Below are 21,362 nucleotides of genomic sequence, written 5' to 3'. Positions count from 1 at the left end.
CATAATGAGTCAAGCATTAGCTTAAAACGGACTAAAGGAGGTGGAGCGGTGCCATGTATCAAGTGATGCTGGTGGATGACGAACGGTGGGTGCGTACCTCGTTGAAGCGGGTGCTTGAGAAAACAGAGCTGCCTTTTTCCGTAACGAAGGAAGCTTCAAACGGTCTTGAGGCGTTGGATTGGCTGGCGGATAATAAGGCGGATCTCATTCTGACGGATGTGCGGATGCCGGTTATGGAAGGATTGGCATTTGTACAGGAGGTGCGGAAGCAGGATAGCGGGCAGCAAGTTATTTTAGTCAGCGGATATGATGATTTTCAATATGTACAGCAGGCACTTAGGCTTGGGGTCATTGATTATTTGCTTAAGCCGGTTGAAATAGAAGACATGAAGCGATGTCTGGTTAAATGGATGGAGCACAAACAGGGCCAACAGCTCGAAAGGTCAATGGCTAACAACAAGGCAACGAATGACGACAGATTGCATAAATCGCCTATAGAGCAAGTGAAAGAGTACATTCAGGCTCATTTGGCAGGAGAAATTACACTGACCGAGGCAGCCGCGCGAGTTCATTTGAATCCCAGCTATTTAAGTCAACTTTTTAAGCAGCAGTTAAACCGTAATTTTGTTGATTATATCGTCGAGGTACGGATGGAGGCGGCTAAAAGGCTGCTGTGCTGCACTTCTCTTCGGATCAATGAGGTAGCGGATCGAGTTGGTTACGCGGATGTGGCGTATTTTAGTAATACGTTTAAGAAATGGAATAGCTGTACGCCATCGGAATTCCGCAAGGAGCAGGCGAGAACCGGAGCTGCCCAACAAGAGTTCAAATAGCGGAGAATAGTGAAGAGGCAGGCCATAGAGCCTGCCTTTTGAATTCCTTGAAATAGTATGGATTAGAAGCTTTATATAGAAGCTGCCCTCTGCTATTTAATTTAGAGACTTCGCTGCAGGTTCTGAATTAATTGATTCATTTGCTGCAGCAATTGTTTATATTGTTCGTTCGACAGATTAAAATGCGGGATACAAGTCTCGGGAATACAAATGGCTTTTTCTTTGAGCTTGTGACCTGCTTCTGTCAGTTCAATAAACACCACACGTTCATCAGATTTGGAGCGTTGCCGGGTTACTAAACCGGAATCCTCCATCCTTTTTAACATAGGTGTCAATGTCCCCGAGTCCAAATATAAGAGTTCCCCAAGTTCCTTGATCGTACACGTTTGTTTCTCCCATAAAACCATAAGAGCCAAATATTGCGGATACGTAATCCCCAACTCATTAAGCAATGGCCTGTATAAGCTGGTGATTTCTCTTGAGCAGGCATAAATGGAAAAACAAAGCTGATTCTCTAGCTTAAGCAATTCTTCCGAATTCATTGTAATGATTCGCCATTCACCAATTTTTGAATATCTTCCTCAATGGCTTCGGGTTCCATCCTTGCAGGATACTGCTTGACTACTTGACCTTCCTTATTAACCAGGAATTTAACGAAATTCCATTCAATATCCCCTGTATGATGCGGAGCGGGTACGTTGTTAACCAAATAATCAAACAGCGGATGCGCATGCTCGCCTTTTACATCAATTTTGGCAAAAAGAGGGAAGCTAACGTTATAGTTCAGCTCGCAGAAGCTCTTAATTTCTTCATTGGTCCCTGGTTCTTGATTTTTAAACTGATTGCTTGGAAAACCTAATACCTTAACTCCTGAATCCTTGTAAGTGTCATAGATATGCTGTAAACCTTTATATTGCGGAGTAAGTCCGCAGCCGCTTGCCGTATTCACTATGAGGAGGATGTCTCCTTTGTAGTCGGAAAGAGCTTTTTCTTCTGAAGAAATGGTTTGAACCGTATAATCATAAACGGACATGGTAGAACCTCCTAATTATATAAAGATTTTAAAATTACGATTAAAAATTGTGTGAAATTAAATTGTACACAATTAAAATTCTTGAGCTAAATATAGCATGTGGTTATACAGAAGTCAATAAGGTTCATTCCAATAATATTCGGGTAAAAAAGGTCAGGAATACATGCGGAGGCTTGGAAATAACTACGAGCACTTGGTATACTTAGGTTTGGACAGAAGATAAGGAATGGGGGAATAATAGATGGACTATATCCGCGTTACAGGAATTAATGATCCGTACTTCAGACAAATGCATGATCTGATGAAATCGGTTTTTCCATCTGAGGAAGTGCTGGAATACGATCTATGGGCGGAGCCATTGAACGATCCGAGCATTCGTGTATTCGTGGCCGTACATAAGGGTGAAGTCGTCGGCGCGACCGAATACCGTTACTATGATGATATGAGAGTGGCGATGACCGACTTTACCATAATTGGCCGCGAGGGTCTTGGAATTGGGCCGTTTTTAGTGAAAAATCGGACTGATGATATTAATCTTTTGGTAAATGCGGGGAGCGGAGTTTTGCTTGGCATGTTTGCTGAGATCTATAATCCCTACTTGGCACAGGACTACAGCTTTGGAGGGGTTAAGGCGATGGACCCGTTCGTACGGCGTGAAGTGCTTGCTCATCTGGGTTATCGCAAGCTGGATTTTCCGTACGTTCATCCATCCTGGCATAATGACGGCTCAGCTGTACAAGAGCTTGATCTGTGCTTCATGCCGTTCGGCGAAGGCGCATTTGATGTGGAAACTATTGTTGCAGGCACCATTACTAACTTCCTTGAAAGATATTATGAGGTTCTGCCTAATAAGCCTGAGCAATGGTACAAGATGATAGAGCAGTTGAAGGTCAGTGAACCCGTTCGTTTGCTGCCGCTGTAGAGCTTGCTAGAACAAAAAAACAAAAGGCATCCGTCATGTCAATAACATGGTCGGATGCCTTTTGTTTGAACCATTTTCTATTGGTTATTCATAAAGGGCTTTTTCTCTCTAAGGACATAATTCATCTTGGAGGGCTCCGTTTGAAGGAGCCATTGATCGAACGCATCCTTGTAGACATCACAGGTGATTTCATAAACGACCGATTCCACAGGTGAAATTGTGACGCCCCGATCGTTTTTTACAGCTTTGGAAACCGTAATATCAGCGGTAAACTTGACCTTGGCTGTCGCTCCGGAAGCATCCATGGTGATTTCTTTTACAATTATGCCATTGTTTTTGATGCCGTCACCGCTAGTGATGGACATGGCCGCTTGAATAAAGCTGCCGCTGTGAGTGACATTGTCGATAAGTCGATGAATTCGTTTTTGCGGGTCGGTTTCGAATTGTACTTGGACCGACCGATTGGATTCATTCCAGGCAACATCGGCACCGGCGGCTTCGCTTACAAAGCGAAGCGGGATAAAGGTGCTTCCATTCTCCAATGAAGGCGTTACATCCAGATAATATACCGTCTCATTCACCATTGCGGTTCCACGATTGATAGATAAAGAAATGCTTAAACCGCCGCGAACGGCTTTTGCTGTTTGCTTGTCCGCGTCCCATGTTACCAGAAAGCCCAATTTCTCGAATAAGGCCCGCATTGGAACCATGGTGCTTCCATCCTTAATAAATGGGGATGGATCCCACTGCTGCAATTCCTGCTGTATATATACATGAATCTTTGAAGTTTCCTGAGCACTGACTTGCGCAGGAATGATCGCTATCAACATAGAAAAAATAAGAGTAATTGAGGCTAAACGAATCTTTTTTATTCCATGCATGTAAGCCATTCCTCCTGGGAGCTTTGCTTTAAGCAAAGTTACTTCGTAAGTTAATTTGCCTGAATCTATTAAAAGAATTCTAAGAACTTGTACGGGTCAATGATTGATGTGCCGACTGCAATGCTTTAATTACCTCCGCCAGCTCCTGTTCATTCCAATGAAGAGTGATGTACCTGGGGCGGTAGCCTCCACTGTTCACTTCGAGCATAGCAGTTTGTTTCTCATCATCGACAACGAGCGTAAGAGCATCAGTTTCATACATCGTAATCCAAGCCATCTAAATAATTCCTCCATGTAATGCAAATAAGGGCCAAAGTAAGCAATTCAACAGAGAAGCGCGAAATCCTTTTATTTAAAACCTTACAAAATATACCATGGGTTTGGACAGTCGGGAATTGTTGACGGTTTCCCTTTTGCCGTTTTTTTGGTATCTTGTCAATAGCAGCTTGCACTTGCACGGTAATGCAAAAAGCAAATACAGTAAACGAAAGGGGCATCAAGGGATGGCAGCGTCTTTAATATCGATCATCATTCCTACGTATAACAGGCTGGGTTATATCTCTGAGTTGATTGAGTCATTATGGAGGCAGACCTACCGCCATTTGCAAATCATTGTGGTTAATGATGCCGGCGAACCGGTTGATGCAGTAAAAGAGCTGTACCCCGAGCTGGATATAACGATCGTTAATATGAATCAGAATTTAAAGCATGTCCATGCAAGGAACCGGGGTCTGGAGCTTGTAAAGGGCGATTATATTCTGCTGTGCGATGACGATGATCTGCTGGTACCGACTCATATTGAACGGATGCTCAAGGAAATTGCCGACGCTGACTTGGTTTATTCGGATGTTGAGATATTCGACTACATTCTACAAGATAGTACGCGCAGGGCGACGAAGCGTTTCGTCTTTGCCTATGAGCATGATGAGGCAGCGATGAGAAGGTTTTCGACATTCGTCTCCTCGGGCTGCTTGTATAGGAGGGAACTGCACGACCGATTGGGACCGTTCGATACGCAAATGTACCACTACTGGGATTGGGACTTCTTCCTTCGTGCAGTTGATCATTTCAGGGTGAAGCGGGTACCGGTAGCCAGCGCGTTGTATGCTTTTTCCCAGCAAGGTGGTAATATGTCGGGACAGCATGAGGACATGAGGCCCTATTTGGACAAGCTGTCAGCTAAGCATGGACTTGGTGAATTGCCTACGAAAAATTTCTTCGTGCTTCTGGAGGAGCCTGAAGTCAGAAACCGCAAGGCGGTAACAGAAATCGTGTGGGATGGAGAGCCCATTGTATCGAGGCTTGCGAGTAAGCAGGAACAAGCGGAATAGAGGACGAGGATCGGGCACATAGATTGATTTAGAATGGCTGTTAAGGGGGACGTATTATTTTGGTTGGCACGATAGAGCAGGCGGAAGCTTTGCTGAAGAAGTACTATGGCTACGGAACATTTCGGGATGGGCAAAAGAAAGTAATCGCCAGTGTGTTGGAGCAGCAGGATACGCTTGGCATTATGCCAACAGGCGGGGGGAAATCGATCTGCTATCAGGTGCCGGCGATGCTGTTGAACGGTACGACAATTGTCGTTTCTCCGCTCATTTCGCTGATGAAGGACCAGGTGGATGGGCTCGATAGTATCGGAGTGCCGGCGACCTACATCAACAGCTCGCTGTCCTATGCGCAGGTGGAGCAGCGCATCCGCAAGGCAAGTCAGGGCGAATACAAGCTGCTCTACGTTGCGCCTGAGCGGCTGGAGTCGGAGCGATTCGTAGACCTGCTGACGAATCTGGCCGTGCCGATGGTGGCGGTGGACGAGGCTCACTGCGTATCACAGTGGGGCCATGACTTCCGCCCAAGCTACCTGGCCATCAGCCGGCTCGTGGAAAGCTTGCCGACGCGGCCTATCGTGGCTGCGTTCACAGCCACAGCAACGGATCAGGTGCGCGAGGATATCGTCAAGCATCTGAGGCTCAGAGAGCCGCAGATGTTTGTGACAGGCTTCGCGCGCGACAATCTCGCCTTTTCGGTAATCAAAGGCGAGAACAAACGGGATGTGATGCTCGATTACATCCGCGAGCATCAAGACGAGGTAGGCATCGTATACGCAGCCACCCGCAAGGAAGTGGACAACCTGTATGAGCTGTTGCGCAAACAGAAGGTGCCTGTAGGCAAGTATCACGCAGGCATGACCGATAAGGAGCGGGCTGAGGCGCAGGAGAAATTTCTGTTTGACGAAATTCGTGTCATGGTAGCGAGCAACGCCTTTGGCATGGGTATCGATAAATCCAACGTACGATATGTCATCCATTACAATATGCCCAAAAATATGGAAGCTTATTATCAAGAAGCGGGCCGTGCAGGGCGGGATGGCGAGCCAAGTGAATGTATGCTGCTGTTCAGCCCGCAGGATATTCATATTCAGAAATTTCTTATTGAGCAGTCCATTGGTGACACCGAACGCCAAGCCCAGGAGTACAGACGCCTTCAGCAGATGGCGGATTATTGCCATACGTCGCAGTGCCTGCAGCGCTACATTGTGCGTTATTTCGGCGATGACGTCGAGGATTGCACTCGCTGCAGCAGCTGCAGTACCGAGCGGCAGCTGACGGACATCACTTTGGAGGCGCAGAAGATCTTCTCCTGCGTACGACGAATGCGGGAGAGATTCGGAGCAACGACCGTGGCGTCGGTGCTCAAGGGCTCCCGCAACAAGAAGGTGCTGGAGATGGGCTTCGATGAACTGACAACTTACGGTCTGCTTAAGGACCGTACGGAGAAGGAGATTGTCGACCTGATTCAATTGTTGGTCGCCGAAGGCTACCTGCTGATCACCGACGGCAAATATCCGGTGCTGCGGCTGCAGGCCAAAGCCCAGGCGGTGCTCGCAGGCAGCGAGCGCGTGGTGCAGAAGCTGCGCATCAAACCCGAGCCGGCGGCCCGCGAGGTCGAAGCGGAGCTGTTCGATGAGCTGCGCAGGCTGCGCATGGAGATCGCTAAGCGCGAGGGCATACCGCCGTATATAGTGTTCCCGGACAGCACGCTGCGGGATATGTGCGGGATCAAGCCGACCAATCCGGCGGCGATGCTCAAGATCAAGGGTGTCGGGGAAGCGAAGTTTTTCAAGTACGGAGCTTACTTCATCGAGTTTTTCAAAAACTATAACGGGTAGAGTAGAGGTGAAGGACTGTGGCGAAGCAGAAATATTACGTGGTATGGGAAGGGAAGGTACCCGGAATCTATACCTCATGGGCAGAATGCCAGGTGCAGACGAACGGCTACCCGCAGGCGCGGTTTAAAGCTTATGAAAGCGAAGCGGAAGCCAAGGCCGCACTATCGCGCGGCTGGAAAGCCTCCTTCGCTGGAGCAGCCAAATCGGCCGCATCCTCAAGCGCGGGCGGCGGCTCTGCCAAAAGCGGAGCGGCCAAAGGAGCCGCAGGGAAATCCGCTGCTGGCCTTAATGGCGCGCTTCCCTCTGAAGTCGTACTCGACAGCATTTCCGTCGATGTGGGCAGCAAGGGAAATCCCGGCATCGTTGAATACAAGGGCGTGGATACCCGGACCGGAGAGATCATCTTTCAGCATCCTCCGATTTCGAAGGGTACGAACAACTTGGGCGAGTTTCTGGCCGTTGTTCATGCATTAGCCTATTTGAAGCAGAAGGGCAGTTCAATGACCATCTATAGCGATTCGGTTACAGCGATGAGCTGGATACGCAAGAAAGAGGTATCCACCAATCTGCCGCGAGATGCATCAACGGAAGAGATATGGACGCTGGTCGACCGTGCTTTAGCTTGGCTGCACAATAACACCTACAGCAATAAAATTATCAAGTGGGACACGAAAGCTTGGGGCGAGATTAAGGCCGACTACGGCAGAAAATAAGGACTCGGGTGGTAGTTTGGCTTTTATCATTGTCTTTTGTTGAGAGGCCGGTCTTAATATCGTTATAAGGGGAGGAACCCCATTTAGCTGGGAAAAGTATATGAAGACTGTAATGATTAGTTTCCAGGCGGAGAATCGACTAATCAGGCACAAGAAAGGGCTATAAGTGCGTGTTCAAAAAGTCAACTTTTCAGCACCGAGAAGGTTGCAGGAACCTGAAGAAGGAGGAGGAGCGTAGTTTAGGGGCAACCTAAATGAGCACTGGACTTCGAAGGGGAAAGCATGATTCGATGTCGAATAAGCTTCCTGAGTTGCTTCGTGATCAAAAGGAGACTTTTTGAACAACCTCTTAATGTATTTAAGAAGATTATTGAAGAATTTAAAGGATAGAGAATTGTAATAGGAACTCACGGAGATATCATGACATTGATGACGAATTATTTTGATCATACGTTTGGCTTTGAGTTTTGGGAGTCGATAACGATGCCGGACATTTATAAATTAGAATTTTAAGAAAAGGCTTTCATTTTGTGGATTATATCTTGCCAACAGTAACAATTGGTGATATATTTATCATGTGGTACCGGTTACATATAGGTTGCGGAATACACATGATGATCTGTCATACTATTATTTTAAGGGGGTGTTTGTAAGGTTGGGCAATTTTGATTTGGTTTTGTTTGATTTGGATGGTACGTTAACCGATTCCAGCGAGGGGATTGCAAATGGTATCCAATACGCACTTTCCAAGTTTGGCATGCGGGAAGAAAGCAAGGAGCGGTTGATACAGTGGATTGGACCGCCGCTTCTGGACACATTCCGGACTTATTACAGGTTTGACGAACAAAAAGCTAGGCAGGCAGAAATGTATTACCGCGATTACTACACAAGGAAAGGCATGTACGAAAATACAGTCTTTACGGGGATTCCTCAGATGCTTGATGAACTGCAACAAGCAGGCACGCAAATGCTAGTGGCCACTTCAAAATCTGCACCGATTGCCAAAAGCATTTTGCAGCATTTTCGTCTTCGCTCCTTTTTTAAGATGGTAGCAGGGAGCGACCTAGACGGTACCCGGGCTTCAAAATCGGAAATTATTGATTTTGCTCTTAAACAATTCACTACTGGAGAGAGTCGAAAGGTCGTTATGGTCGGAGACCGCAAGCACGATATCGTCGCGGCCCATGACAATGGAATCAAATCCGCAGCTGTCTCGTACGGATACGGTACACTTCAAGAATTGGAAAAAGTGCAGCCGACCTATTTCGTACATTCAGTGAGCCAGCTGAGAGCACTATTGCTCGCTTAATTTAGAAAAGGGAGACAACGATGGATACATTACTGGCACAAGAAATATACCAGACCGCCCATTTGACGGGCACTTTTCAGCTCAGGTCAGGACGAATATCGAACGATTATTTTGACAAGTATTTATTCGAGTCGGAACCAAATCTTTTGAATCGAATAACGGATCAGTTAATTGCCAAAATTCCGGATAACACGGAATTGCTTGCAGGCTTGGAACTTGGAGGCGTTCCCATCGCGACCGCATTATCTTTGAAAACGGGCATACCTGCGCTTTTCGTCCGCAAAAAAGCGAAGGAATACGGAACATGCAAGCTTGCGGAAGGGATGCCGCTATCCGGTAAAAATGTTTGCATCATTGAGGATGTCGTGACGACAGGAGGGCAGATTGTGCTTAGTGCAAACGATATGAGGGGATTGGGGGCGAAAGTGTCTCATGCCATCTGCGTAATCCGAAGGGAAGAGGCCGCTCAAGAGCATCTTCTGGCCAACGGACTGCAACTGTCCGCTTTGTTTACATTTAAAGACTTAATGACTTTTTGTAAATAATGTGGTAACGGTTACACATTGGAGTTATGTTTGTCGAGAGGGCTTCAATCAGAAGCTTTTATTTATAAGATATGCGGTAACGGTTACATATAGAGATATTTATTATTTCGGAGGAGGCTGCATCGGTGGAACAAATGATTTTGGATACAGATATTGGAACAGATGTGGACGATGCTTTGGCGTTGGCATTGGCCTTGAAATCCGAGGAGATCATGCTTAAAGGAGTAACTACCGCTTACGGGCATGTAGATTATCGCGCGCGAGTGGCCAGAAAGCTATTGCGGCTGTGTGACCGAGAGGACGTCAAGGTATATGCCGGAATTGGAGCGACTTTACTCCGTAAACGGCAATTGATCGGTTACGGCCATGAAGTGGACGAGGAAATGCTGACTGACGAGCGTTATAATTACGAATCCATGCATGCCGTTGATTTTATTATTGATACAGTGTTGAAAAATCCACATCAAATTACGTTGGTCTGCATCGCACCGATGACCAATATAGCGGCAGCGATCATCAGGGAACCTAAAGTTGCCGAGCTTGTCAAACAAATCGTCCTCATGGGAGGCGTGACCCGATTAGGCGATAACGGGGTTGAATTGCCTGTCTTGGAGTATAACGTAAAATGCGATCCGGAATCAGCCTCCGTCGTTTTTTCCAGCAAGGCGCCGATTTATATGGTGGGATTGGATGTCACGACGAAAGTGAAGCTGACGGAAAAAGAACAAGAACTTCTAGCGGGCTCAGATCAGCCTCTGAATCGAGAGTTGGCGAAGCTGATCACCAGGTGGCAGCGGCTTTCGGGCAAGGATTGGTGCGCCATGCACGATCCCCTCGCCGTATCGCTCCTTTTTGACCCTTCTCTCGTCAAGTTCCGTAAAATGGATGTTCAGGTCGAATACGATCATCGTCATCCTTCCGGTCAAACGGTCGCTGTTGCAGACGCACAGTCTACAATTCACGTCGGCCTGGAGGTAGAAACGGATAAGTTTATGAATCAGCTAATGCGGAGACTTCTTGCAAATTAAAAGTACAAAGGGGAGATTTACATGAAAAAACCGGTTTTCAAAATGAGTTGTTTCCTCAGCCTCCTGCTGACAGTTTCGGCATGTTCGTCGGCTAACCAAGCGAACGTTGCGCCAAAGCCGAATACGCCTATAGAGCTGACTTTTGTTACTCTTAACGGTCGGGATAATGACGGATACAACGAAGTGATCAATCATTTTGAAAAAGCCAATCCCGACATCAAAGTCAGACTGGAAATGTACCCATACCGCCAATTGCTGGAAACGGTAGAAGTAAAAATGGGCTCTAAATCAAAAGATATCGATATCCTCTCGGTTGACGCTCCGTTGGTTGCGAATTATACCGTAAAAGGTTATCTTGAACCGCTGGAGCCATTGTTTAAAGATGTGAACTTCAAGGACAAATGGATCAAATCTTCGCTGGACGCAGGAACTTACAACGGTGCGCTGATGGCCGCTCCCATCAATACATCCAGTCAGGTGTTGTATTACAACAAAGATATTTTAAACGAAAGAGGCATCGTTCCCCCAAGCCCGGATATCGACAAAAGATGGACCTGGGAGCAGCTCGTTGATTCAGCCAAAAAGCTGACCTTTAATAAAAACGGAGGCAATCAACCTGACGTCTTCGGTTTCAGCTTCGAGCAGATTGATCGCCCTTACCAGCTATTAGCTCTGCCACAAAGCCTAGGTGCCCAAGTAATAAGTGCCAACGGAATTACGGCAACAGGTTATACGAACTCATCGCAGATGAGTGAAGCAGGCAAATTTTATTTCGATTTGTTCAACACGTGGAAGGTCAGTCCCAAAATTTCTTCGGACTTATCGGTCGAATTTTTTATGACAGGCAAAGTCGCAATGTTTATCGGCGGACCTTATAACGCCGAGAAGTTTAAAAATGCGAATCTTAATTTTGGCATCGCCCCGCATCCTTATTTTCAAGGGAAAAAAGTCGCTACACCGACTGGAAGCTGGCATGCAGGTATTTCCAAATACTCCGCCAAAAAAGAGGCAGCCGCCAAATTCATTCAATATTTGACTTTCGGTGAAGGCGCGAAAATATGGAACGACAAGCACCATGACGTCCCGGCTTATTTAGATATATTGAATGAAATTGAAAAAGATCCGAAATATAACGCGTTCCCAAATCAAGTTATGCGCATAGCCGCATATGAAGCGAAAAATACGGGGGTTCCGCGGCCTTCAACTCCGGGATATTTGGAATGGGAATCGGTATTAGGAAAGTCGTTTGAAGACATGAAAAACGGGGCCGAGCCCAAATCAACATTGGACACGGCATCCAAACAAATCGACGGTTTATTAAAAAAATACGAGTCGCTTGTCAAGTGATGTCGCGGTAAACGGACAAAGAGGAGCGGACCATTCGCTGAGCTCCTCTTTTCCTCCCACGGAACAGGCATTATATCTCTCTTCAAAGGTGGCTGTCAGCATGCTCCGAAATAAACTCGTACCGTATGTTTTTCTTTTTCCGGCAATTCTAGGTTTGCTTGTTTTTAAGCTGTATCCGATTACGGATGCCTTGATCCAGAGTTTTTACGCACCGACTTTTCTTGCCGATGTCAAGCAGTTTATCGGTTTGCGCAACTATATGGAGCTTTTAACCGATTCTGTTTTTTGGAATTCCGTGAAGGTGACGCTATTGCTGAACGTCGTCATAAATCCTCTGCAAATTGCGCTTGCTTTCCTGCTTGCATTGCTTCTAAACCGCAAACTCAAAGGAATCGGTATTTTCCGCGGTATTCATATCGTTCCGATATCCGTCTCCGTCCCGATTGCGTGCATATTATGGGCGATTATGCTGAATCCCGAGCAGGGTCTGGTCAATACGATACTTGTTTGGATCGGTTTCGACCCCCAGCCCTTTTTAGCGAGCAAAAATCAAGCTTTATGGACGATTATTTTGATTGCCACTTGGAAGGGAGTAGGATATTGGTCGATATTTTTGCTGGCCGGCTTGCAGGAAATTTCGCCTTCGCTGTACGAATCGGCTTCCATAGACGGCGCGGGAAAAGCCCAGCAATTCCGAAACGTAACTTTTCCCATGCTGAAACGTACGTTGACCTTTGTTACGGTTGCTGATACAGTGGCCAACTTTTTGCTCTTTGCCCCGATGTACATCCTCACTAGAGGAGGTCCGGAGAACAGCACTAACGTCCTCATGAATGAAAGCTTTAACCTGGCGTTCGTCTATTCGGATATGGGCAAAGCTTCCGCGATCATTATTCTGCTTCTGCTCATGCTCGCAGTGATTATTTTGCTGCAGTTCAAGTTTCTTAAAGCGGAACATTAAAGGGGACTAAGAAAATGTCTAAGGGAAAATCCAACTCTGCGTTTTTTTTCTGCATTCATCTCATCATTGCATGTTTGGTACTGCTGCCGTTATTGTTTGCCTTAGTCTCCTCATTTCGGCCATTAACCGAAATTTTTCGGTACGTTTCGCCATTTTCTTGGAGGACCTTCATCCCAACAGAGCTTACATTTGACGCCTATACGAGTTTGTTTACGGCAAGAGGTTTTGGGAGGATATTCCTAAACACCTTTCTTGTTACATTCGTCACCGTGATTGTCGGAGTTCTCATCAACTCGATGGCGGCGTTTGCGTTTTCCAAATTCGAATTTCGCGGCAAAAACACGCTGTTTTTGCTTGTTCTGGTGACGTTCATGATTCCGTTTGAAGTCATTGCCATTCCGTTATACAATTTAGTTGACCATTTGGGCTGGATCGATACGTATTGGGGACTTATTGTTCCCGGACTCGCCAACGGCTTGGTCATTTTTCTGTTCAGGCAATTTTTCATGGATATGCCTACGATGCTCCTTGAATCGGCTCATTTAGATGGCGCTTCCTGGTCGACTATATATACTAAGATCGTAATGCCGCTGAGCAAGCCTGTTACGATCAGCGCGGGTTTGCTGCTATTCCTTTTTCAATGGGAATCGTTTTTGTGGCCCGTTATTGCAACACGTTCGAAGCAATATAAAGTCATTCAAGTGGCTATGAGCGATTTTGTGACAGAACATGCTACTTTTTGGAACGAAATGTTTGCGGCATGTACACTCGCAGTTCTCGTTCCCGTACTTGTGTTGCTGCCGCTGCAAAAATACTTCGTGCAGGGCGTTACCGGCACAGGCATTAAAGAGTAAGGGCTCCCGTTTATTATAGAGAGGAATGGATCGAAATTATGGCAACTATTCGCGATGTGGCAAAGCTGGCAGGCGTGTCGGTGGCGACCGTTTCAAGGGTGATTAATCAAAGCGGTTACGTCAACAAGCAGACGGAAGACAAAATAATGAAGAGCATGCGCGAATTGCAATATACTCCCAATACATTGGCAAGAGGGTTGGCCAATAAAAAAACGGACTCGATTGCGCTGATCATACCGAACATCACAAATCCGTTTTTTCCGGAGCTTGTGCAAGCTGTCGAGGACGCCGCCAACCGTTACGGATATACTTTGCTGCTCGGGAATTCCTACAATAACGAAGAGAACGCCCTTCAATACATTCATATCTTCAAAAACCGGTTTGTGGACGGAGTGTTAATATTCGCTTCACATCAATTCGATTCAAAAGATTTAAGTGAAATCGACAAAATTGAAATTCCGACGTTCGTGATCGACAAAGCTTTGGACAACAATCAGATTTTCTCGGCAAAAAACCGCAATTTTATGGGCGCCACCATGGCAGTAGAGCACTTGCAGACGATCGGCTGCCGACACATTGCGCATATCCGCGGCCCGGAGAAGCTTTTTCCCGCCCGTGAACGATTCCGCGGCTACCAGGATGCTCTGGAAAAGACGGGAGACTTCAATCCGTCCTATGTGGAGAACGGCGATTTTTCGATGGAAAGCGGCGTGGAGGCGACCCTTCGTCTTCTGGACAAGCATCCCGAGATCGACGGCATATTCGCCGCCAACGATCTTATGGCGATAGGAAGCCTTAAAGCATTGCAGCGCCAAGGGAAAAAGGTTCCCGATCAAGTCGCGCTGATCGGCTACGACGGTATTCAACTGCTGCAGATGTTCGAGCCTGAGATCAGTACGATAGCGATACCGATTTACGATATCGGCAACGCCGCAGTTTCTGTATTAATCGACCTCATTAACGGCAAAGAAAACCGTTTCGGAATAAATTCGAATATTATGGATGAATTCGAAGTTAAACTGATACAAAGAGCGACAACAACCAAATAAAAACCAGCAGTTTGAGAGGTGAGCCTGATGAGTATTTTGGTAGCAGGCAGTATAAATATGGATATTGTTAGTTATGTCGATAAGCATGCCGTTCCAGGCGAAACCGTTCAGGCGCTGCGGACGGAACATCATGCAGGAGGAAAAGGAGCGAACCAGGCCATGGCGGCATTACGGTCCGGGGCTTCGGTTACAATGATCGGTGCGGTCGGAAACGATGCTACGGGGAAATCGCTGCTGCAGGAGCTCCAGCAAGGCGGGTTTTCTACCGATCATATATGCGAGAAAGCCGGTTTATCGGGAATGGCTTTCATTACAGTTGACAAAGCGGGTGAAAATCAAATTGTTTTATCGTCAGGGGCGAATGCCGAGCTCACAATACAAGATTTGGAAATGGCGTTTTCCGACACAGCTGCCTTTCATGGAGTCCGAATGTTGCTGCTGCAAAACGAGATCCCTTGGGAGCTTAATGCCTATTTGATCCAAACGGCTAGACGGCTGGGCATCAATACGGTTTTTAATCCTGCCCCGGCTTTAAACATTGCACCTGAGATGCTTCGACAATTGAATACGTTGATTCTGAACGAAACGGAAATCGCAGCGATTACAAACCGTCAAATCGATAGCTATGTTCAGGCAGAAGAGGCTGTGAAGGAAATCGCGGCACTGGGTGTCAATGAGGTCATTTTGACGATGGGGGGCGAAGGTTCCCTTTATTATAACGGAGAGGGCCGATTGATCCGGACAAAAGCTTTTTCTGTCCCTACCGTGGATACTACAGCCGCCGGCGATACGTTTATCGGTGCCTTTGCTGCGGCAAGCTGCACTGATATGGAGGTGGAAGAACGGCTGCGATTTGCCACGGCTGCTGCTGCTTTGACCGTTTCCAGACACGGAGCGCAGATCTCCATTCCACTTCGCTCTGAAACGGTCGATTTTTTGAGTTCGACCGCATTTTGAATAGAGTAGAGGTCTAATTGGCCATTCATATTTTTTAATCTGGAATGAGGTCTTTCATGGAAAAAGTATTTATATTGCTGTTTATTGTCGCTGGCATCGGTCTCAGCTCTCAGGCTGCCATCAACGGCGGCTTAGGCAAAACGGTCGGTGCGCTTGAAGCCACATTCATTTCCTTTCTGGTGGGGACGATCGTCTTGTTTTTATTCATTTTGTTTTTTGGAAAAGGCAACGTGCTGCTGCTGTTCACTGTTCCCAAATGGCAATTGGTCGGCGGTCTGATTGGCGCCGCTTACATCGCCATTCTCACCTTCGCCGTACCTAAAATTGGGGTCGGTGTGTCGATCATTTCAGTGATCTGCGGGCAAATTTTGATGAGTATGCTAGTCGATCATTTCGGTTGGTTCAACGGTGCCAAGTTTCCTATCAACGGTTCGAAAATCATCGGCGTCGCCTTTTTAGTCATTTCGTTAATCTTTTTGGCTCATGGCAATTCCACTAAGGCAGCCGGATCGCTGGCTAAAGAATCGGAGTCAAACGTAACGGACAATGCCGAAGTCAATCCCAGGCTACCCACGGAACCGAATAAGTCTTAAAATGCACATTTTCAATATTTCGGGCTGTCGCGATCGCGGCAGCTTTATTTGTTTAAGTAACTTGCGTAGATTCATGGCATAAGTACCCATTCCATTCAGCTATAAACTCAGTTTTCGATAATGCACCTAAGAGAAACGCAGCATTTGGATGAAATCTGAAGAATTCCTCTGAAAATACTTGCCTATACGGCTTAGAATAACAATATAAGGCATGAAAAATAGTCTGAACTCGTTTATAATCGATGACAGTGAGCATCGGACCCGGCAATCCTGAGAGTGGAGAGCTAAACAGACAACAGAATAGGAGAGGGTTTTTCTTGTTTTTGCAGTACATTAAACGAGGCTACTTTGGCAATGTCCGTAACGATGTTTTATCAGGAATTACGGTTGCTCTAGCACTAATACCAGAAGCTATTGCTTTTTCAATTATGGCGGGTGTTGACCCGATGGTGGGGCTGTACGCGTCATTTACAATCGCTGTAACCATTTCTATTGTTGGGGGCAGGCCGGGCATGATCTCGGCAGCGACGGGGGCGATGGCCTCCCTGATGGGTCCCATAATTGCCAAGTATGGGTTAGATTATTTGTTTGCGGCAACGGTATTGACTGGACTTCTGCAATGGATACTTGGGATTTTTAAAGTGGGGCGCTTCATTACATTTGTTCCTCATTCCGTCATTATAGGGTTTGTTAATGCTCTGGCTATTATTGTTTTTATGGCTCAGCTTCCTAATTTTATTGGGGAGTCTTGGCCTATGTATCTTATGGTAGCAGGGACGCTTGCGATTATTTATCTGCTTCCATTAATAACCAAAGCGATACCTTCTGCGTTAACGGCCATCATTGTAATTACAGTTATTGCAATTGCAACAGGCTCAGATGTCCGCACAGTTGGGGATATGGGGGAGATTAAGCAGGCGCTGCCGTTTTTTCATATACCACAAATTGCTTGGACATGGGAGACGCTATTCATTCTGCTTCCTTATTGTTTGGCGCTGGCTGTTGTAGGTTTGACGGAATCGCTGCTGACGGCAACCATCGTGGATGAGATGACGGAGACGAAAAGCAACAAAAACCGCGAGGTACGCGGACAAGGAATCGCTAATATAATTACCGGATTCTTCGGCGGTATGGCCGGTTGTGCGATGATAGGGCAGACGGTTATCAATGTTAAATCGGGCGGAAGAACGCGCCTGTCCACCTTAGTTGCAGGTCTGTTTCTCTTATTCCTGATCCTGGTGCTGGGAGATATCGTGAAGCAGATTCCAATGGCTGCATTGGTAGGAGTTATGTTCATGGTATGTATCGGTACGTTTGATTGGGGCTCCATACGAACGTTGGGTACAATTCCACGTGGTGATGCTGTTGTTATGGTATTGACCGTTGTTATTGTTGTTGTGACCTCTGATTTGGCGATTGGAGTTGTGTCGGGCGTAATATTAAGCGCGTTAGATTTTGGCTGGAAGATGGCAAGCTTGCGCTGTCAGGACCATAGGGATGAGCAGGGACGTAAAGTTTACCGTATCTCAGGCCAGCTCTTTTTTGGGACGATGATGCATTTTATTGAATTGTTCGATCACCACGCAGATCCGGAGCATATCGTGATTGATCTTAGCGCATCTCATGTGTGGGACCACTCTGCCATAACCGCTATTTCTAAAGTAATTCAGAAGTATGCCGGATTAGAGAAAACGGTCTCGATAACTGGACTGAACAAGGAGAGCCAACGAATGATGGATCAGGTAGGATTTTCCGGTTATTCTTCACATTAAAAATTACAAGCTCAAAAAAAGGCAGCCTCGTAACCCTAGTTGGGATGAGGTTGCCTTTTTAGGTTGAAAGTATAGGTTATACTTGGCCTCTAATTATTTATCGTGGCGGTCGATATGTAGACGAGGCTCTGTATTGGATGTTGTGTCTTTGTAGATTTCTTGCTCTTGGCTTTCCAGAGGAAGACTGACAAGGGTCCACTCTGTTTGCCCGTTAGTCGGGTCAAAGGGGAATTCATCGCCGCGTTTTAGCGTTTCCTCACGGCCCCACTCATTTTCATAGATTCCGGTCGTTTCAACTTCTTCACCGGAAACCGGCTGCATGCTTTTATTGTCTGCCATATGATGAACTAAACCTCCTTATATTTATATCAAGGGATAGTATGCCCGACTTCCATGGAACTATGAGGGAGGAGGAGGCTTGGTGATAAATCTGCACTTTCTTTAATGTTCAAAAAGAGTATACTAAATAGGAAATTATAGACGGAATGTGTTGATGCGGATGGGAGAAATAGAACAAAATGGCATTGTGGGGAACGATAGTTAATGCGGCTGCAATCATTGTCGGGGGGCTGCTGGGACTGGTGCTTCATCGGATGAGTGAGGGCATACGGACAACCGTTATACAGGGGATAGGCTTGGCACTTTTAGTGCTGGGAGTATCCATGGCATTGAAATCAACGGACTTCCTGCTTGTTGTCGCGAGTCTTGTGATTGGCGGAATAATAGGGGAGCTGCTGCAGGTGGAACGGGGGCTCGAGCGTCTTGGTGGTCAATTGGAGCATGGTGTTAAAAAAGTTTCGGGGCTTTGGCAAAAGAGAGCGGATACGCTGTTAAGCTCAGCGACGACCATGGGCAAGAGTGAGGAAAAGATGCGAGGACGAATTGCCGTAGGTTTTGTCAATACTACACTGATTTATTGCGTAGGCGCTATGGCTATTTTGGGTGCGCTCGACGGTGGACTTCGCGGCCAGCACGACATTTTGTATACGAAGGCGATGTTAGACGGATTTTTATCCATTATTTTTGCATCGACATTAGGAGTCGGCGTCTTGTTTTCCGCTATTCCGGTGTTCTTGTACCAAGGGATGATTGCACTTGCGGCATCCGGGATTACAGAGCTTATCGAGCAAACCTTGCTTAACGAAATCATAACTCAACTAACAGCGGTAGGCGGCGTATTAATAATGGGGCTTGGTTTAAATTTATTGGAAATACGCAAAATTCACGTAGCCAATTTGCTGCCATCCCTTTTGATAGCTGCTCTAGGCGTACCTATCGTCCATTGGGCATCCTCGTGGTGGTGAACAGGTAGAATGTGCACGAGTTTAGAAACAAAGGACCTCTCAGGGAGGGGACGAAGCTGCCGTAAATATTCGTCACGTAAGTGAGGGGTTGGAACGGCTTTTCTTGTATGGTAAAACGAGAACGTATGTGCTATAATTGAAATGGTCATTGGTTGTTTTTTCCATATGATAACGTATGAAAGAATTGTTTTAATCATAAATTCCTGTGCTGTAATCCCCCAAATATGGTATCTTGCTTTAGGAACTACATCCTGCCATTTATTTGAAAATGTTGGCGTATGCTTATTAAACGAGCTTTCCGCGCGGAAGCTTTCAGGAGGGTTTGACTGTGTCTTTTATTGGAAGGTTGTCGTGGTTTTTCCAACAGCAGTGGGGAAAATACGCATTGGCTATTATACTGATGGCTACTGTAAACATATTAGGTATCATACCGCCGAAGATGATTGGTAATGTAATTGACCAGATTCGAATAGGAGGACTTTCAGCGGAAGCGCTTAGGAACAATGTCCTGCTGCTTGTTGGCTTGGCTGTGCTGATTTATATCATGGTATACATATGGGTAACCACATTGTTCGGAAATTCGATTTTGCTTGAAAAGCTGCTGAGAGGACGGCTGCTGCAGCATTTGACACGGATGTCGCCATCCTTTTTTCAGAGGAACAGCACAGGAGAACTGATGGCGCTTGCGACCAATGATGTGCTGGCGGTCAGCCAGACGGCCGGGTACGGAGTGATGACGCTTGTTAATACATTAGTAGGTACAGCGGTAGTCCTTATTACGATGGTTTCATTGATCAGCTACAAGCTGATGCTCGCCGCGCTCATCCCCATGCCGTTTCTTGCGCTGGTTATTAACGTGCTTGGCAAGAAGACCCGTAAACATTTTATAGCTGCGCAAACGGCTTTCGGCAAGATGAATGATCAAGCATTGGAATCAATTTCGGGAATGCGTGTCATTCGCTCTTATGTGCAAGAGGAGCATGATATAGCCGCATTTGATCAAGTGACTAAGGACGTTATGAACAAGAACAGGAAAGTAGCGGCTGTCAATGCGCTCTTCCATCCTTCTATTGCACTTATAGTTGGTCTTAGCTATGCAATTGGTATCGGGTACGGAGCTTATATGGTGTTCCATAACCAAATTTCGCTTGGACAGCTGGTTTCGTTCAATATTTATCTTGGCATGCTGATTTGGCCGATGATTGCGTTCGGCGAATTTATTAATATTTTACAGCGGGGAAATGCCTCTGTAGATCGGTTGACGAAGGGCTTCGAACAGCAAGCCGATGTGCAGGATGCGGATATGACGATTCCAGTAGAGGTGCCGGGGCAGATCACGATGGATCGCTTGAGTTTCCGTTATCCTGGTGCAGTACACGATAGCTTGAGGAACATATCGCTTCAACTAGGGCGGGGGCAGACGCTTGGCATTGTAGGACGCACAGGGAGCGGCAAGAGCACTTTGCTCAAGCAATTGCTGCGGCAGTATCCGGTTGAACCGGATCGGCTGTTCATTTCGCAGGTGCCTGTCGAACAGATTGCGCTGTCGCAGGTACGCGGCTGGATTGGCTATGTGCCGCAGGAGCATCTGCTGTTGTCCAAATCCATACGTGATAACATTGCCCTCGGATTGCCTGGGGCATCGGATGAAGCCGTGTGGAAGGCAATTGAAATGGCATCCTTTACTAAGGACATCGATCATTTGCCGGATGGGTTGGAGACCATAGTAGGCGAGAACGGAGTTATGCTGTCAGGGGGGCAGAAGCAGCGGGTGAGTATCGCACGTGCTCTTATGACTGATCCTGAGATATTGATTCTGGATGATTCGTTATCGGCGGTTGATGCCCGGACTGAGAGTGCTATATTGTCCAATCTGCGTAGAGAGAGATTGGGCAAAACAACCTTTATTGCAACGCACAGGCTCTCCGCCGTAGTACATGCCGATTGGATTCTAGTGTTGGATGATGGTGCAATCATAGAGGAAGGCACTCATGAGCAGCTGATGCTTCTAGGCGGCTGGTATAAGGAGCAATTTGACCGCCAGCAGATGGAGGCCAGCCTGGACGGAGTATAGAGTCAAGAGCAGCTTGAA

The 21,362-nt window shown here is 46.7% G+C and carries 22 protein-coding genes and 1 pseudogene; 18 read left to right on the top strand and 5 right to left on the bottom strand.

The window, feature by feature from the left end; translation table 11 throughout:
* Nucleotides 1-53: 53 nt before the first annotated feature.
* Nucleotides 54-833 (top strand): response regulator transcription factor, encoded by a 780-nt coding sequence (locus ACFQ0C_RS08210; protein WP_379365706.1) that lies wholly within the window; start codon nucleotides 54-56, stop codon nucleotides 831-833.
* 101 nt (nucleotides 834-934) lie between these two features.
* On the opposite strand, the gene ACFQ0C_RS08205 is transcribed toward ACFQ0C_RS08210, so the two are convergent.
* Nucleotides 935-1,375: a MarR family winged helix-turn-helix transcriptional regulator gene (locus ACFQ0C_RS08205; protein WP_379365704.1), complete on the bottom strand. Its 441-nt coding sequence runs from the start codon at nucleotides 1,373-1,375 to the stop codon at nucleotides 935-937.
* Nucleotides 1,372-1,866 carry a glutathione peroxidase gene (locus tag ACFQ0C_RS08200; protein ID WP_258215396.1) on the bottom strand — a complete coding sequence of 165 codons (495 nt, stop codon included), beginning with the start codon at nucleotides 1,864-1,866 and terminating at the stop codon, nucleotides 1,372-1,374. The genes ACFQ0C_RS08205 and ACFQ0C_RS08200 overlap by 4 nt, the downstream gene beginning before the upstream one ends.
* A gap of 241 nt (nucleotides 1,867-2,107) precedes the next feature.
* Between ACFQ0C_RS08200 and ACFQ0C_RS08195 the strand changes: the two genes are divergently transcribed.
* Nucleotides 2,108-2,788, top strand: a complete 681-nt coding sequence (locus ACFQ0C_RS08195) for a GNAT family N-acetyltransferase (RefSeq protein ID WP_379365702.1) — start codon at nucleotides 2,108-2,110, stop codon at nucleotides 2,786-2,788.
* Between the two features lie 77 nt (nucleotides 2,789-2,865).
* Here the strand turns inward: ACFQ0C_RS08195 and ACFQ0C_RS08190 are convergent, their stop codons facing one another.
* Together ACFQ0C_RS08190 and ACFQ0C_RS08185 are read right to left on the bottom strand one after the other, a co-directional pair.
* Nucleotides 2,866-3,669, bottom strand: a complete 804-nt coding sequence (locus tag ACFQ0C_RS08190) for a copper amine oxidase N-terminal domain-containing protein (protein WP_379365700.1) — start codon at nucleotides 3,667-3,669, stop codon at nucleotides 2,866-2,868.
* A gap of 79 nt (nucleotides 3,670-3,748) precedes the next feature.
* Nucleotides 3,749-3,946, bottom strand: a complete 198-nt coding sequence (locus tag ACFQ0C_RS08185; RefSeq protein ID WP_258215399.1) for a hypothetical protein — start codon at nucleotides 3,944-3,946, stop codon at nucleotides 3,749-3,751.
* Between the two features lie 226 nt (nucleotides 3,947-4,172).
* Between ACFQ0C_RS08185 and ACFQ0C_RS08180 the strand changes: the two genes are divergently transcribed.
* The 14 genes and pseudogenes from ACFQ0C_RS08180 (at nucleotide 4,173) to ACFQ0C_RS08115 (ending at nucleotide 17,966) form a co-directional block, all read left to right on the top strand.
* Nucleotides 4,173-5,000, top strand: coding sequence for a glycosyltransferase family 2 protein (locus ACFQ0C_RS08180; protein ID WP_379365698.1), 828 nt, complete (start codon nucleotides 4,173-4,175; stop codon nucleotides 4,998-5,000).
* A 59-nt stretch (nucleotides 5,001-5,059) separates the two neighbouring features.
* On the top strand, nucleotides 5,060-6,838 hold the full coding sequence (recQ, locus tag ACFQ0C_RS08175) for a DNA helicase RecQ (protein WP_379365696.1): 1,779 nt from the start codon (nucleotides 5,060-5,062) through the stop codon (nucleotides 6,836-6,838).
* 17 nt (nucleotides 6,839-6,855) lie between these two features.
* Nucleotides 6,856-7,551 carry a ribonuclease H gene (gene rnhA, locus ACFQ0C_RS08170; RefSeq protein ID WP_258215402.1) on the top strand — a complete coding sequence of 232 codons (696 nt, stop codon included), beginning with the start codon at nucleotides 6,856-6,858 and terminating at the stop codon, nucleotides 7,549-7,551.
* A 393-nt stretch (nucleotides 7,552-7,944) separates the two neighbouring features.
* Nucleotides 7,945-8,064 (top strand): annotated as a pseudogene (locus tag ACFQ0C_RS08165) (histidine phosphatase family protein); the annotation flags it as partial.
* 142 nt (nucleotides 8,065-8,206) lie between these two features.
* Nucleotides 8,207-8,860 (top strand): HAD hydrolase-like protein, encoded by a 654-nt coding sequence (locus ACFQ0C_RS08160; protein ID WP_379365693.1) that lies wholly within the window; start codon nucleotides 8,207-8,209, stop codon nucleotides 8,858-8,860.
* A 20-nt stretch (nucleotides 8,861-8,880) separates the two neighbouring features.
* Nucleotides 8,881-9,405, top strand: coding sequence for an orotate phosphoribosyltransferase (gene pyrE / locus ACFQ0C_RS08155; protein ID WP_379365691.1), 525 nt, complete (start codon nucleotides 8,881-8,883; stop codon nucleotides 9,403-9,405).
* Nucleotides 9,406-9,539: 134 nt separating this feature from the next.
* Nucleotides 9,540-10,433 (top strand): nucleoside hydrolase, encoded by an 894-nt coding sequence (locus ACFQ0C_RS08150; protein ID WP_379365989.1) that lies wholly within the window; start codon nucleotides 9,540-9,542, stop codon nucleotides 10,431-10,433.
* A 21-nt stretch (nucleotides 10,434-10,454) separates the two neighbouring features.
* Nucleotides 10,455-11,780: a sugar ABC transporter substrate-binding protein gene (locus tag ACFQ0C_RS08145; RefSeq protein WP_379365689.1), complete on the top strand. Its 1,326-nt coding sequence runs from the start codon at nucleotides 10,455-10,457 to the stop codon at nucleotides 11,778-11,780.
* Between the two features lie 100 nt (nucleotides 11,781-11,880).
* A complete protein-coding gene (locus ACFQ0C_RS08140) occupies nucleotides 11,881-12,741 on the top strand; it encodes a carbohydrate ABC transporter permease (protein WP_379365687.1) in 861 nt (286 codons plus the stop codon).
* Nucleotides 12,742-12,755: 14 nt separating this feature from the next.
* Entirely contained in the window at nucleotides 12,756-13,595 is an 840-nt protein-coding gene (locus tag ACFQ0C_RS08135; RefSeq protein WP_379365685.1) for a carbohydrate ABC transporter permease, read from the top strand.
* Nucleotides 13,596-13,633: 38 nt separating this feature from the next.
* Nucleotides 13,634-14,644: a LacI family DNA-binding transcriptional regulator gene (locus ACFQ0C_RS08130; RefSeq protein ID WP_379365683.1), complete on the top strand. Its 1,011-nt coding sequence runs from the start codon at nucleotides 13,634-13,636 to the stop codon at nucleotides 14,642-14,644.
* 27 nt (nucleotides 14,645-14,671) lie between these two features.
* Nucleotides 14,672-15,601, top strand: coding sequence for a ribokinase (locus ACFQ0C_RS08125; protein ID WP_379365681.1), 930 nt, complete (start codon nucleotides 14,672-14,674; stop codon nucleotides 15,599-15,601).
* A gap of 56 nt (nucleotides 15,602-15,657) precedes the next feature.
* Complete coding sequence (locus ACFQ0C_RS08120) at nucleotides 15,658-16,194, top strand: DMT family transporter (RefSeq protein WP_379365679.1); 537 nt, start codon at nucleotides 15,658-15,660, stop codon at nucleotides 16,192-16,194.
* 317 nt (nucleotides 16,195-16,511) lie between these two features.
* Entirely contained in the window at nucleotides 16,512-17,966 is a 1,455-nt protein-coding gene (locus ACFQ0C_RS08115) for a SulP family inorganic anion transporter (RefSeq protein WP_379365677.1), read from the top strand.
* Between the two features lie 93 nt (nucleotides 17,967-18,059).
* Here the strand turns inward: ACFQ0C_RS08115 and ACFQ0C_RS08110 are convergent, their stop codons facing one another.
* The gene (locus tag ACFQ0C_RS08110) at nucleotides 18,060-18,305 is read right to left on the bottom strand and encodes a hypothetical protein (protein WP_171651786.1); all 246 of its coding nucleotides are present in this window, start codon (nucleotides 18,303-18,305) and stop codon (nucleotides 18,060-18,062) included.
* A 179-nt stretch (nucleotides 18,306-18,484) separates the two neighbouring features.
* Here ACFQ0C_RS08110 and ACFQ0C_RS08105 point away from each other — a divergent pair, with 179 nt between their 5' ends.
* Complete coding sequence (locus ACFQ0C_RS08105) at nucleotides 18,485-19,270, top strand: DUF554 domain-containing protein (RefSeq protein ID WP_379365674.1); 786 nt, start codon at nucleotides 18,485-18,487, stop codon at nucleotides 19,268-19,270.
* Between the two features lie 328 nt (nucleotides 19,271-19,598).
* Complete coding sequence (locus ACFQ0C_RS08100) at nucleotides 19,599-21,344, top strand: ABC transporter ATP-binding protein (protein WP_379365672.1); 1,746 nt, start codon at nucleotides 19,599-19,601, stop codon at nucleotides 21,342-21,344.
* Nucleotides 21,345-21,362 lie beyond the last annotated feature (18 nt).

The sequence above is a fragment of the Paenibacillus sp. GCM10027630 genome (genome assembly GCF_042676305.1).
Taxonomy (GTDB): domain Bacteria; phylum Bacillota; class Bacilli; order Paenibacillales; family NBRC-103111; genus Paenibacillus_S.
Note: the sequence above shows the minus strand (reverse complement) of the source record. Positions and strands in the feature narration are given on the sequence as shown.